Origin of the sequence: Paenibacillus sp. FSL R10-2199 (assembly GCF_038000235.1) — a bacterium.
GTDB classification, from domain to species: domain Bacteria; phylum Bacillota; class Bacilli; order Paenibacillales; family Paenibacillaceae; genus Paenibacillus_AQ; species Paenibacillus_AQ phytohabitans.
Genome location: NZ_JBBOBO010000001.1, coordinates 2,742,379 through 2,756,813, shown reverse-complemented (window position 1 = coordinate 2,756,813; position 14,435 = coordinate 2,742,379). Strand labels below are relative to the sequence as shown.

Annotated in this window: 7 protein-coding genes; 2 read left to right on the top strand and 5 right to left on the bottom strand. The window is 54.6% G+C overall.

The genetic code is table 11. From position 1 onward, the window contains the following. The first annotated feature begins 37 nt into the window (after nt 1–37). Both NYE33_RS12020 and NYE33_RS12015 read left to right on the top strand, forming a co-directional pair. Entirely contained in the window at nt 38–1,765 is a 1,728-nt protein-coding gene (locus NYE33_RS12020; RefSeq protein ID WP_341065915.1) for a sensor histidine kinase, read from the top strand. Next, a complete protein-coding gene (locus NYE33_RS12015; protein ID WP_076245112.1) occupies nt 1,743–3,350 on the top strand; it encodes a response regulator in 1,608 nt (535 codons plus the stop codon). The genes NYE33_RS12020 and NYE33_RS12015 overlap by 23 nt, the downstream gene beginning before the upstream one ends. Before the next feature lie 5 nt (nt 3,351–3,355). Here the strand turns inward: NYE33_RS12015 and NYE33_RS12010 are convergent, their stop codons facing one another. The 5 genes from NYE33_RS12010 to NYE33_RS11990 all read right to left on the bottom strand — a co-directional run bounded on the left by NYE33_RS12010 (nt 3,356) and on the right by NYE33_RS11990 (nt 14,335). Further along, nucleotides 3,356–6,325 (bottom strand): GH36-type glycosyl hydrolase domain-containing protein, encoded by a 2,970-nt coding sequence (locus NYE33_RS12010; RefSeq protein ID WP_341065914.1) that lies wholly within the window; start codon nt 6,323–6,325, stop codon nt 3,356–3,358. Nucleotides 6,326–6,357: 32 nt separating this feature from the next. Beyond that, nucleotides 6,358–7,215, bottom strand: coding sequence for a carbohydrate ABC transporter permease (locus NYE33_RS12005; protein ID WP_076245114.1), 858 nt, complete (start codon nt 7,213–7,215; stop codon nt 6,358–6,360). Beyond that, a complete protein-coding gene (locus tag NYE33_RS12000) occupies nt 7,212–8,192 on the bottom strand; it encodes a carbohydrate ABC transporter permease (RefSeq protein ID WP_081970185.1) in 981 nt (326 codons plus the stop codon). The genes NYE33_RS12005 and NYE33_RS12000 overlap by 4 nt, the downstream gene beginning before the upstream one ends. 74 nt (nt 8,193–8,266) lie before the next feature. Beyond that, nucleotides 8,267–9,664, bottom strand: a complete 1,398-nt coding sequence (locus NYE33_RS11995; protein WP_341065913.1) for a sugar ABC transporter substrate-binding protein — start codon at nt 9,662–9,664, stop codon at nt 8,267–8,269. A 132-nt stretch (nt 9,665–9,796) separates the two neighbouring features. Then, nucleotides 9,797–14,335, bottom strand: coding sequence for a carbohydrate binding domain-containing protein (locus NYE33_RS11990; RefSeq protein ID WP_341065912.1), 4,539 nt, complete (start codon nt 14,333–14,335; stop codon nt 9,797–9,799). Nucleotides 14,336–14,435 lie beyond the last annotated feature (100 nt).

Below are 14,435 nucleotides of genomic sequence, written 5' to 3'. Positions count from 1 at the left end.
TTCTGAAAAGGATGATTTTATGGCCTGGCGTCCGAGTTTGTTTATTAAAATGGTTGCAATCCTGCTCTCCCTTATATCAACCACACTCTTATTCTACGGATTATCCTACCGCAAGGATATCGGAGTCATCACGAGTCAGATCAAGACAACGGACCTGAATCACCTGGAGTTCCTGACCCAGCAGATGGACAACAATATCAACCAATTGGCGGGCAGCATGTATGCTCTTCAGAGAGACCCGACCATCCGTGACTACGAGCAGATCCGGCAATTGGGCCATCTTATTGACCCCGCCCAGACCATTATGACCGTGCTGGAGAAGCTCTCCCTTCAGACCAGCTCCAGTACGTGGGAGAACCGGATTGTCCTGTACAAGCCGCACAACGGTGAGACCTTGGGGTCAGATTCCTCACTCTCCTTTGATTCCTCCGTACTGGAGAATCCGCTTCCGGCAGGCTGGGAGTATATTTCTGAGGACAGGGGCAGCACTGAAGCGGGCTTCCGCCTGCTGCTGTCAGATCCCGCTACAGAAAGCAGCCCTCCCCGAGAGGCGGAACTGCTGTTGTCGATGTATTTCCCTGTATCCAACATTGAACGAATGTTCGATGCCTACCAGTCACAGAACAAGGGCGATACCTTCCTGTTCCATCCGGTTTTCGGGATGATCCTCTCCCGCAATACCGACCGGGAAATGGCTGAACGGATCACCGCAACGCTTGATTCCGCAGACGGACAGGGCACATCGGAGATCCTCAACCTCAAGAAGGGCAGCTTTCTTATCAGTTCGGTTCCTTCATCGGCCATTAACTGGCGGGTCGTGCATTATTCGCCGCTGAAGCAGATTCTTCAGCCGATCCGCAGCAGCCGTTATTTCTTCCTGACGGGATCGGCTTTTCTCCTGGTCATGAGCCTGTTGTTCTCATTGCAGCTATATCGTCAAGTGCAGCGTCCGGTTAGCCTTTTACTGCGTTCGCTCAACAGGATGAAGGAAGGACGCTGGTCTACCCGTATTCATACCAAGACCAATCCTGAGTTCACAATGCTCAACGAAGAATTCAATGAAATGGCAGAGAAAATTCAATTGCTGATTGAACAGGTCTACCTGGAGCAGCTCCGGGCCAAGGATGCCCACTTGAAACAGCTTCAATCGCAGATTAATCCGCACTTCCTCTACAATTGCCTGTTCTTTATTAAGAGTAAGGCCGTTGTCGGCGACACCGATTCGGTGGAGGCTATGGCGCTTAACCTCGGAGAATATTACCGCTACATCACCAAGGCGGACCATTCCCTCACTACGCTGCAGGACGAGCTGAAGCTGCTGGAGAATTACCTGGAGATTCAGAATTTGCGGAAACAGCGCATCCGCTATGAGATGGATATCGCGGAAGATCTGCTGGGTCTGCAGATTCCCCGGCTGCTGATCCAGCCCTTGGTGGAGAACAGCATCATTCACGGCATTGAGAAAAAGATCGGCCAAGGCTCCATTCGGATCACCGCCTCCCATACACAAGAGAGTGTCATAGTCACCGTTGCAGACAACGGAGCTGGCATGACGGATGAGGCAGTTACCGCTTTGCAGGCCCGGATTTCCGAAACGGCGCGCGAGGACGGAGGCTGCGGGCTATGGAACATCCAGCAGCGCCTCAGGTCCCATTATGGTGATTCATCCGGCCTTCTGATCGCCCCTTCACCTGAAGGCGGCTTAAAAATCACTCTTCGCATGGAGAAGAAAGAGGAACCCTATGCATCAAATTCTTCTGATTGACGATGAACCTTATGTCGTCGACGATCTATCCATTTCGCTTCCTTGGACGGAAATGGGATTTGAACAAGTCCACAAGGCTTATTCCGGATACGAGGCACTGGAGCTGCTTCAGCGTTATCCTATCGACATTGTTGTCACAGACATCAATATGCCTGAAATTTCAGGCATCGAACTAATCGCCTCCATCCGTAGCCGCTGGAAGCATATCCGGGTCGTTATGCTGACCGGTTATGCCGAATTCGAATATGCCCGCAAGGCGATTGAAGAGCAAGCCAGTGCCTATCTGCTTAAGCCAATTGCCAATGACCAGTTGGTTGCCGTTATTGGCAGGCTCCAGGAAGAGCTGCGCGGCGAATGGGAGACTTGGTCCTCCTATCAGCGGACAATGCAGACCTTCCGCGAGCATCTTCCGCTCCTGCGGGACCGGCTGCTCGGCGAGCTCCTGCAGGGGCGGAAGATGTCCAGGCCGCAGCTGCACGAGCGGCTCTCCCAATTCGATCTGCCGTTCTCCACCAGCCTGCCGGTATGCCTTGTAATCGTCAGACCGGAGGAGTTCTTCCGGCGTCAGGACATGGGCAGCATGCTGCTGTTCGAATACGCCATTATTAATATCGCGCAAGAGCTGTTTCAAGACCGGTTCCACATCTGGTCAAGCAAGGATGTCCATGATTATCTTGTATTTCTGCTGCAGCCCAGGGAAGACATTGAACCCCGCCTGAATCTGGCAGATGATATCACCCAGGCCGCCTATCAGCTGCAGAATCATGTCAGCACGCTGATTGGCGGCGGCCTTTCTGTGGTCACTACGGGTTGGGGAGGATTCCCGGATCAGGTGTACACGCTCTATCAATCCGGCATCTCAGCTATCCGCCAGCATATCGGCAGCGAAACAGGCATCTATCTGGATGCCACGGACAACAGCAGCTTTAACCCTGTAGAAATTCTCCAGCCGCTCTACGAGCCTCCGCTTTTCTTCCATTTATTCGAAGCGAACAACTGGCAGGGGATCGAAGACAAGCTGAACGCCATCGCTTCGGAGCTGGCCCGGAATCCGGACCACTCTCTTGAGCATATCCATGAGGCCCGCCTGCATCTGGAGACGGCATTCTATTATTTCGCCCATAAGAATAAGAAGATGCTGGGCGAGATCGTGGGCAATCCGCTAATGAAGCAGGCCCCCTTCCAGACGGCAGACAAGCTGCGGGAATGGGCGCTGGAGATGGTTAAGCTGCTGAAGGAGCATTTCGAATCCGAGCGGCGGGACAGCCGGACAGTCCTGATTCGGAACGTACATGAATATATTGACCGCAATATACATTATGTCTCCCTTCAGGCCATCGCCGATCACGTCCAGATGCATCCGGTATATCTGTCCAAAATGTACAAGCTTGAGACAGGCAAGCGGATCAGCGACTACATTAGTCAGGTTAAGATGGAAAAAGCGGCGTATCTGCTCATTCATACGCCGCTGAAAATTTATGAGGTTTCCGCCGAGCTGGGCTACTCCAATGCCCATTACTTTATCAAACTCTTTAAGGAGTACACGGGGATGACCCCGCATGAATTCCGTGACCGGGCATTATAACATCTTTACTCTTCAAACCGCAGCTCCACCTCATGGGTGAGCCGGTCATCCGGAGTCGGAATAAACCCATCCTCCAGCGCCCGGCCATCCAGTGTCAGACGGGCATCACCGCCGTGCATCCGGCGGAAGCCTTCCGGTTTACTGATCCGGATACAGTACGAAGATTTGCCAAGCTTGAGAGTGTAAGAGAATTCTGTCTGCTCTTCCCGCAGGATCGGACTCAGTGCGATGCCCTGCGCCGTATATTCAATGCCTAGCGCTTCCATCAGCGAGAGGGTGAGCCAGGTCGAGGTGCCGCTTAGCATCGGACCGATATTCTCACCGGTCTCGCTGTTATTATATTGAGTGCAGAATCGTGGATTTCCGCAGACTGCAAACGGATCCTCCATCGTCTTGAACGGCATGATCCGGTCCAGCAGCCAATAGCCGAGGCGGCCCAGCTCGGCAGCAAGCCCTGAATCCGAGACTTCCTTGGCACCCTTGAACATCGCAGCTGCGGCCATCATGCAGGCATGCTTGAATACGCCGCCGTTCTCCCGGTCACCCGGAAAGTATTCGTCCGAAGCTGTGTGGGTAGAGACCCGGCCCAAGGCAACCGGCGAAACCAGCTTCAATCCGAAAGGAGTCATAAGATGCGACTTCATAGTGTCCAGCATCACCGAGATCTGCGACTCATCGGCACAGCCCGACAGGATGCTCCAGCTGAAGGAGTTTAAGAAGTAAGAACCCTCGGATGCCGGATCTGCTGACAGACCGTCTCCGGCAGCTCCCAAATAAGTGTATTCGCCATCCGGGTACCGGTTGAAGAGCACGCGGGCGAAGAAATCGCCCTTCCAGGCATGCTCCTGAATACGCCCGCGCAGCTTGGCTCCGAAGCGGTTCAGCTCATCGGCATCATCCTGCTCCCCTTTGCGGGCAGCCAGAGCAGACAGTCCATCTACCGCTACCTTCAGCAGGAAGGCGTTCATGACGCTCTCGGAATAATCGCTGTCCAGTGAATCCCCGAAGACCCCGCCTGCCTGCAATTGCTCCCGGTAGAGCTTTTCCTTAGCTGGACCGTTCAGATACGTGTCATCCAGCTTAAGACAGTCGTTCCAGTCTGCGAAGTCCAGTAAGGGCAGACCGTGGCGGCCGATTGAAATCTGCCCTGAATAGACAATAATCGCCTTGAGTGTCTCGAAGACCGGCCGGCTCGCGTCTTGTCCCGCTACCGGACAAGACTCGTCCAGGAACTCGAGATCGCCGGTAAGCATTACATAGCGGTAGACGGCTTGAACAAGCCATAACGCATCGTCGGACCATTTGCCCGGCTCCTTGCCGGCCCAGAAGAAGTTATGATAGGCATAGCCCAGTTCAAACACCATGCCGGTCCATTCCTTAAGCAGACTTTTCACCAGAGCGCTTCGTCCCATGCCGACAAAATAATACATCGATGCGTACAAATCCTGGATTTCGCGGAAGCCGATCTCCCTGTAGCCCTTCTGTGTCTGGCAAAAGGAACGGGAGACAAAGCTTTGATAGAGCACCTGAAACGGCAGATTGCGGTTGACAAAGACATCGAAATTCTTGTCATCGGAGAATACCTGCAGGAACTTGCTGTAATCCCGCACGAACCCGGCTGATTCCGCCAGCGCTGATTCCGCCGCGCATGGGTCGGAGAAACGGGCGACCAGAGCCCCCACTTCATCCGCCAGCACTGTGTCATTCCAGGGCGCCCCGCTCTTGTCGGAGACAAGACCGGTCAACTGGTCAACAGCTGTCTTAGTTCCCGCAGCCGCTTGAATTTCCCCGGCTACCGCGAAGAAGCCGGGCCCCTTACGGTGCAGAATGTTACTCAGTCTGAGCGCGCCGGACGGACGGTGCAGCGAGCCTGTGCCGACAAATTCATTGTAGCTGACGCAGTATTCACGGGGCAGCACCGGTCCTTCTGGCCCGTGAACGATCATTGTGTGGAAGCGCAGATCATGACGGCCGCCTTCGGGATAATAATCCGGACTGATGGCTGCCACGGCTCCCGTATTATCCTGGAGCACTCCGCCCTGCATAATAACGTTGCTGTACAGCACATCCTCAAACAATGCACCCGGTGCGGCGGAACCGAACATTCCCGTGTAGACGATCCGCAGACGGCGGTCGGCTTCTCCATGGTTCTCAATCTCAATCCGCTGTAATTCGGTAGCCAGAGGCAGGCCCTCGTATTGAGGCAGAATAGAGATGATTCGTGTAATCTCCAGTCCGCAGCGCGTGCGGCAGGTGATTCGGGTTACATTCTGTGAATGCCGGCAGACCGCCGATTCCATTCCCTCATCTCCGGGGTCCGCGGAATAGAAGATCTGCTTCCCGTCCTCGAACAGATAGAATTGCCGGTTAGCCGGGAACCCGTTCTCCTCCTGGCGCATATCCCAGCGGGTGGCCAGCACCTGGGTGGCCGCATGTGAACGGAAGCTGCCGCCGCCCAGCCGGTCAACAACGCTTTTCGGGGTGGTCTGAAGCGGATGGGGAAAGCTCAGACGGTTGCCCATCAGCAAATTGACCGCGAAATGCGGACCCGGCACGGGTGAACGCAGATCAATTACATGCTCGCCCTCAGCGTTAAGCGCGCCTGCCCAGCCCGGGGCAGCCTGCAAGTGCGCCAAAGCCACGCTTGCGGCAGCCTCCGGTACGTCAACAGTCTGCTCCTGTCTTCCGGTGTGCCGGATATACAGTGACAATTCCGTGGCATCTTCGTTTACGGCGAACAACGCGGAGGCACCCGCTTCACCCGGCAGCAGCGCTGCCACATCGGGGAGCTTGAGCAGCTCCTGAATGGCAGGCAGCCGAAGCGGCAGACCGGCTATGCCTACAGCCCCCCGGCGTTCCGAATCCGTAAAGAGGGCGCTGATGTGCGCCCCGGGGCCAATCCGGTCTGCGAAGGCTTGTCTCAGGATATCTTCAGCCGAAGCCATCGCTTCTCTTGCGGTAGTAAATTTCAGCATGATTGCTCTCACCTTTCCTGGCATGCTGCGGGTCAGCCCTTGACGGCCCCCGCGGTCATACCGCTGATAAAGTATTTTTGCGTCATGAAGAATATGACCATGACCGGCACGGTTACAACCGTGGAGGCTGCCATCAGCAGATCGTAGCGGGTATTGTATTGGCCGACAAACAAGCGGATACCGACCGGAATCGTCTGTACATCCGAGCTGGTTGTCAAAACCCAGGCGAAGAGGAGCTCATCCCACGCGGTAAGGAAGATGAAGATGCCTGTCGCAATAATGCCGGGCAGAGACAACGGCAGAATGATTTTGTAGAAAGCCTGAAATTTCGTACAGCCGTCAATCGTAGCCGACTCTTCCAGATCTCTTGGAATTGAGACAAAGAAACTCCGCATAATCCAGATACTGATTGGGGTGTAGAACGCCGTGTAGACGAGAATCATTCCCCAGTACGTATTGATCATCGGCAAACCGAACGTATTCTTGATCCACAGGAACATCAGATAAATCGGGAACAGGAACATAATCCCCGGGATCAGCTGGGTGGATATGATACTCATGCTGAACAGCTTCGCTCCGGGAAAATCAAACCGGGCCAGCGCATACCCGGCCAGAACGGCAAAGGAGCCGGCAAGCAGGGTTGTCGCACCGCAGATCAGAAGGCTGTTGCGGAAATAGACGGCAAAATTAACGGTATCCCACATATTGATATAATTGACCCACTGCGGCTTCGGCAGGCTAAAGGTAGTGATACCGTTCAGAATTTGGTCATTAGAGTGCAAAGAGGTGAAGATCATCCACAAAATGGGGAATATCGTCAATACAACGATGACCCAGGTTAGTGAGGTCAGCAGGAACGAACTGACGGAACGTTTACGGTGTGTACTCATTGGGCATTCAACTCCGATCTAAAGGCGCGGTACCAGATACCGACGACCATCAGCATGGCAAACATCAGCATGATTGAAGCGGCAGAACCCGAACCGAAGGACCAATAACCGAAGGATTGGCGGGTCAAGGCTGTCATCAGGAGGTCTCCCCATTCCCCCGGATATCCGGCACCGTTGCCGAACATCGTGGAGACGATGTTGTAGGAGTAGACATTGTTAATAATCTGGAATAAAAGCTGTACCGCAATAACCGGCTTAAGCATCGGCAGCGTCATGTTCCAGAACTGGCGGAACTTGCCCGCACCGTCAATGGTTGCCGCTTCATAGATATCTTCGGGAATAGTCTGGAGTCCAGCCAGGAAAATGACCATCAGGAACGGCCAGCCGCGCCAGATGGTTGGGATAATGATCGCCCAGATCGTATTCGGCCCCAGCAGCCAGAAAGGCTTCTCATTGAAGAGATGCAGGACATCGACCAGGAAATAGTTGATAATGCCTTCCTTCTGCCACATGAAACCCCAGAGCACACCGACCACATAAGACGGAACGACCCATGGGAGCAGCATGGCTGTACGGGCAATGCTGCGTCCTGGAAAATCACGGTTCAGCAGCAAGGCCATCATCAGGCCCATGATCATTACACCGATCGTTACAATGACCGAATAAATCGCGGTGTTGCGGATGGCAAAGTTGAGCCCCTGGCGGACCGGGTTATCGGTGTTGAACAACAGGCCAATATAATTGTCGATCCCCACAAACGGCGCCTTGAGATATTTGCCCAGTGTAAATTGGTTCAGCTTCAGGAATGACATCCAGAATCCCTGAATCATAGGGAGCAAATGCACCAACAGCATGAAAATGATGGTCGGCACCATCAGCATGTAAGCAAATTTATTCTCTCTGACCCGTTTGCGCCACAGTCCGCGCTTGTCGGAAGCAGCCTTCGCAGGCAGATTTTTTTCAGTATGGAGTCCCATCTCTTATCCCTCACTTTACTAATGGAAGAACCGCCGCACCCTATCGCGCGGCGGCATCCCCCTAATCCTCATAATTATTGGTTAATAATTGCTTTGACTTCGGCCGCTGCAGAATCCAGCTCTTGCTTGACGGTTTCTTCACTATATTTGCCCTTCACACCGGCGACAATATCCCAGATGTTGGCAAAATGCTTTTGCAGCGCCGTTTCCGTAGGTCCCCATTGAGGAATGGATGGATAGGTTCTTCCGTATTTCGTGGCTTCCGAGAATGCTTTCATGCTTGCATCCAGATCAGGCGATTCCAGAAGTGACAGTCGAGCCGGGAGCTGGCCGGATACGGCAGCATAAGCCTTCTGCGCTTCATCGCCAGTCAGGTACTTAATCAGATCCCAAGTCGCTTCCTTGTTCTTCGAGCCGCTGAATACGGTCAGCTCGCTGCCGCCGACGAAGGTAGCTTGTCCGCCCGGACCTGCCGGAAGCGGAGCCACCGCGAAGTTCTTGGCCGCTTTCTTGTCATCCATACCGCCGTTTGCTTTCGGTGTCGCAAAGTTCTTGGCGAGCCAAGGGCCGGAGATAATGACCGCCGATTTACCGTCGCCGAAGTCGCTCTCAATCTGAGACGAATTCTTCTCAAGCGAAGATTTATCCACAAGGCCTTCAGCGGCAAGTCCGGTGTAGAACATCACGCCGTCAAGCCCCTTCTCTTCGTTGAAGGCAACATTTTTGTTATCCTCCGAGAGAACATCGCCGCCTGCAGCCCAGATCCAAGGGAAGATATTATGCACTACGTTCCAGTCGTTTTTACCCGGAAGTCCGAGTGCAGCGATCTTTTTGCCGTCAACGGTCTGTCCGTTGACCGCTTGCAGCGCGCTTTTGAAGGAATCCCAATCCTTGAAGGCTGTGGCTGTATCAACCCCGGCTTGCTTGAATACATCTGTCCGGTAGTAGATAGCACGTGCATCTACGAACCAAGGTACTCCGTAGACTTCACTGTCGCCCGCGATGGAGGTAGTCTGCCAGATTGCCGGCAGGAAGGCTTCGGCGCCGCCCACATCAGCTACCTTATCCGTTACTTTATCAATGCCGCCCATGCTGGCGATAGCAGGGACCCAGGTCGAGCCGAGCTGAAGCAAATCCGGGCCTTCGCCGCTTGTAGCCGCCGTTGTAATCTTGGTCCAGGCGGAACCCCAGTCCAGCACGGTTACCTTAACGGTGACATTCGTATGCTCCTTCAGGTAAGGATCAAGCGTCTTCAGGAAGTCAGCATCCGGCTTGGGACTGTTCGGCATCACCCACGCGTTCAGGGTAACAGGGTCCGTGCTTGGCGTTGCAGGAGCGGCAGTTGCACTGGAATCTTCTTTCTTTACTCCGTTGTTAGGCGAACTTGATTGGTTGTTATTGCCTCCACATCCGCTGACCACTACTGAAAATGCCATGAGCAGTGCGGTGATGGATACTGCTGTCTTTTTCACAATAAATCTCCCCCATTGTCATTTGAAAATTACGGAGAACGGCTGCCCGTCCTCCATGTACTGATTATAAAAGTGTTTCTTGCCGGTCTAAATACCAAATCGCAAGCCTGGATAACAAATTCTAAAGCTTGTTCAAGGTGCAGCTACGGTTCCGTTATTCATAAGCACAATATCATCGATATCCACCGCAAGCTGACCCGTGCCGCCATCCTTAATATTGCCCAGCTCGAAGGAAATGCGGCCGATAGAGGTGCTATCTCCGGCAACATCGAATTCCAGGGTATATTCGGTGTATTCCGTACCCAAATCAACAATCTTGCTTGTGTACCCGTGCCAGGTGTAATTATTCGCCACATCCAGCCAGCCGATGCTGATATTCATTTTGCGCATAAGATCCGCCTTGGCCTTGAAAGTAAGTGTATAATGATTGCCTTCGTTGTAAGCGACTCCCTCATAAAAGACCTGCCGGTCCCAGCTGTTCGTTCCTGTGGAACCTACCTTTATCTTCAGCGCCCCATTCACATTGTCAATGGATAACTCGCCGCTGTCGGAGGAGAAGCTGTTCCAGCCCTTAAGCGGAGCGGAGAAGTCTCCGTTCGGAATCAGATTCTCCCCGTACGCCTCACCCGCCATGACCGGGCTCACCTGCAGCAGGGAAATATTGCTCAGTCTAACCGTATGTTCTCCCAGCAGCCCGTTAACCTTGCCCAGACTGAATTGCAGTACGGCAGCGGAATCGCTTGCCGGAGCGGTGAACAGATATTCATAATGTCCGCCCGCTTCACTCAGGCTGACCTTCTCATTCGTATATGGGGTCCAATTGCCGTCCAAGGAGCCGTCACGCTGAACCAGCACCCGTATCTCCCGGTCCATGGAGGCATCGGCATCGAAGCGAAGCAGATATTTCTTGCCTTGCTCTACGGGTATCGCTCCTTGCTTCACCTGTACATTCCAGTCGTCATCACCGGTGCCGCCAAGGTCAACCCGCAGTGCACCGTACACAGCGTTCATTACGGTGTTCTTCACCGGATTACTGTCCCAGTCCCTCTTGTACAGCGTCCAGCCTTCGGTAGAATCACCCTTGAAGCTGCCGTTCACCACCAGCTCGCGGGTCAGATCCAGCCAAGCCAGATTGTAGCCGCTGCCGCCAAGACGGAAGTAATAGGTTCCGGCAGGCAGCTCAAGCGGTGCCCCGATGATTGCGCGGTAGGAATGAGGTCCTCCGGTATCTCCGATTGCCGTACTATAGACAGAGGTCGTCACTACACTCTGTTTGCCGGCATCCAGCACCGACAGCGTAAGCTCCGAATCTGCTCGTACACTGGATACCCGGGTTACCGGAACAATACTGGCGGCCTGAGGGAGAACCACTTTGTATTCCACATAGTCGCCCTGGTCCATATCCGTGATGTCCTTGCCGCCTTCGCCGCTCGGAATCAGGCCGGTACCCGATGTTCTCCAGTACTGGTCGCCCCGCAGATGCAGGTAATCGTTCATTACAGGCGGATCAACCATCCGAACCAGACGCACATTGTCGATCTCGGTCTGCCCCGGAGTCTGGCCCAGAAGGAACGATAATGCCGCTTCTGTACCGGACCCGCCAGACAGCGCTATTTCCGCTGTATAGCTCTTCCACTCCGTTGTCAGCGTGAAGGTAGACCCGTCAGGATAGACGGTCTTCCCATCGCCGCCGTCCAGCTTGATGCCAACCGGCAACTCCTGCTCCGATCTCGCCTCAAACGCAAGCTGATAGACTCCGCCGGCTGTCACAGGGATTCCTGTCTGGATGAGCGTCACATCCTCAGCCGAGCCTCCGGCTTTCTGGACATCTGCCTTGAATTCGCGCTTCATCAGCGGCAGCTCCAGGACATTGGTTACACTGGCCTTCGCAGCAGCTCCCGATTCCGGCTTAACGGCGAAGCTCCAATAACCCAGCCGCCCTTCTCCCAGCTCGAATCCGCCATTGTAGATCAGGTTGCCGTCAGACAACGGAGTACGTACCACTGGCAGGGGCTGCGTCTCCACCACTCGAACGTTAGCGAAATAGGCGGCAATATCGCTCAGTCCCAGATTGAACTCGAACCGGACATTATTGTCGGAATTCTGGGCCATGGTAAAGGTATACTCAAATGACTGCCAGTCCGGCGAAAGCTGGAAATTTCGTTCCTTGGAATACGCCGTCCATCCTCCGCCGAATTCGGTCAGCTTGCTCATCAGCGGACGGTTTGCGTCTGCTTTGGCATCAAAAGTCACTTTGTAGGCTTTGCCCTTCTCCAGCAGAAGCGGCTTCTGGGTGAGCTGAATGGAATAATTCTGCGTTCCAGCCTGCTCGACGGCAACCTTCACTGCCGCACCCTTATCCTTGTCTTCAATGACCGAGGCTGTTCCCTCACCACCTGCATTATTGATCATTTCCCAGTATTCCGGCAGGCCGTCCGCTGCTACCGCACCCTCGAACTCCCCGTTATAGATCTGATTGCCGTCAGCCAGGGCAGGACGCTGCGGAGTCGAGAGCTCCGGATTCGTTGGACGCTGTCCTGTCACATCAGGCCATTGATCCAGGTTCTTGTACTTGTAGACCCGGACATAATCTACATACATCTCGTCGGACTTGAAGTCAGCTGCCGGATTCCCCGGCCAGTCACCGCCTACCGCCAGATTAAGAATCATATAAAACGGCCGGTCAAACGGTGCGGGGTACGTATAGTAATCCGGCTGGCCCTCACTTTTGGTTCCCCAATCGCTCGTTTCAAAATACATTTTACCGTCCACGTAATACCGAATCAGGCCCGGAAGCCATTCAAGCGTGAAATCATGAAAATCGTCAGCGAACGTCTTGCCTTCCGGTAGAACGTAGGTCTTGGACTGGGACATATGCGGGATGTCGTAATGAAGTGAGCCGTGCACGGTTCTTGGATACAGATCCGCCTTCTCCTTATCCCCGGCTACCGGTCCTGTTAATTCCATAATGTCCATCTCGCCGCTTCCGGGCCAAGGTCCATATTGCTTCTCTTCATCCGTTGGCATCATCCAGATGGCCGGCCACATTCCCTGCTGAATCGGCAGCTTGGCGCGCACCGTGAATTTGCCGTAGGTCCAGTCGCCCTTCAGCTTGGAGGTCAGCTTGGCCGATGTATACTCTTTTCCGCCGTAAGCCTCCTTCCGCGCTTCCAGCGCCAGTACGCTGTGTCCGCTCTCTGTTGTAAGTGAAGCGTTGCCCGGATGATAATATTCCAGCTCGTTATTGTATACCGTTCCGGTATCCTGGACATTCCATTTGGTCTCATCTATGGAGCTGCCGTCGAATTCGTCATTCCAGACCAGCTCCCATGGATTGTCTTGGGTTGGCGGAGTAACCGCCGGCGTTGCTGTCGGCGTTGCCCCAGGTGTCGCTGTTGGAGCAGGTGTCATAAGTGCAGGCGTTGGCGTTGACATCGCTCCGCCTGAACTCCCGCCACTCCCCGCAGAGGTGGCGGCTGCACTTGCCTGTGGTGTGGCTCCATTGCCGGACAAGCCCCGAAGCGTCTCACCTGCCTTGAGCGCTAGGCCGTTGAGAAGCACACGATCCGCTTGGGTCTCAAGCAAGCCGATGTCTCCCCGGTTCACAATCTCTGATCCGGCAGCGCCGGGACCGATAATCAGTGCTTCCACCCTTGTGCCGGCCCCAATCTCAACCTTGGCCGGCTGGAGCAATTCAATCCGGGCTACGGTGCTGCTATCCTCCAGAACGAGCCGTACCGGTGCTTTGGGCTTGTTCAGCTTGATCTGCCCCAGTGAAGATTTACGGAAAACTACCGAATGGTCACCGCCTCCAGAGATATGAGTGGTTCCCTGCACCTTGATTCCCGAGAACGTTACTTCTCCCTCTCCTACTCCGGCAGTCACATAGAGATTTCCGTTAACCGGCCCGTTCTCGATCTGCACATTCGCCCGGTTGACTATCACATTGCCAGACACCCTGCCAATCGAATGGCTTCCTTCGCCTGAGCTGATCCACCCGATCATCCGGCCCAGCAGCTCCGCCAGTTCAGCCCGGGTCATCTGCGTCTGCGGATTCAGCTTGCCATCCGGCCCGCCGCGCAGGTAGCCTGCGTCAAGCATGGCACTCACTGCTTCCCGGGCATAGTCGCTGACCGCTGACCCGTCAGGCTGCGCAGCCAGCGTAGTTTGCGAGGCCGCCTCCAGGCCGAAAGCCCGGCTCAGCATCGTCATGGCCTCCTGCCGGGTTACAGCTGCTCCCGGCTGAAACCGTCCGTCCGCGTAACCTTGGATTATGCCTGCTGCACTAACCCCGCCCACATCCTTGGCATACCAGGAAGAAGCGCTTACATCACTGAACACAGCCGTTCCCGGAGCTGAGTAACGAAACACACGGCCCAGGATAACCGCTATCTCTGCGCGTGAGATTGCACGGCTTGGTCCAAATCTCCCCTGCCCGTTCCCTTGCAGGATTCCGGCGGCTGCCAGCCTGTCCACCGCCGGCGAAGCCCAGTGCTGATTCATATCGGCAAATGCTGCCTTTCCGGCTGCAATAGCGCTGCTTGCTCCTGCGGCTGATACGGGAAGCTCTTCCAGTCCCTCTGCTCCTGCCACTCCCGTGTTTCCCGGAAGCTGAATCCCTGACAGCAGCATACCCGCAATCAGCAACTTGGATATTCCTTTACGGTACATTTCAATATTCCCCCTTATGCAGAACCTTGCAGAATCCGGCGTTGCCGCCAGTCGATTTCAGTATAGAGCCCGTATCCCGGAGGCGACATACCAATTCGTT

Coding starts and splice junctions, on each gene's coding strand:
- NYE33_RS12015 (WP_076245112.1), top strand. CDS start 1,743: ATGCATCAAATTCTTCTGATTGACGATGAACCTTATGTCGTCGACGAT.
- NYE33_RS12010 (WP_341065914.1), bottom strand. CDS start 6,325: ATGCTGAAATTTACTACCGCAAGAGAAGCGATGGCTTCGGCTGAAGAT.
- NYE33_RS12005 (WP_076245114.1), bottom strand. CDS start 7,215: ATGAGTACACACCGTAAACGTTCCGTCAGTTCGTTCCTGCTGACCTCA.
- NYE33_RS12000 (WP_081970185.1), bottom strand. CDS start 8,192: ATGGGACTCCATACTGAAAAAAATCTGCCTGCGAAGGCTGCTTCCGAC.
- NYE33_RS11990 (WP_341065912.1), bottom strand. CDS start 14,335: ATGTACCGTAAAGGAATATCCAAGTTGCTGATTGCGGGTATGCTGCTG.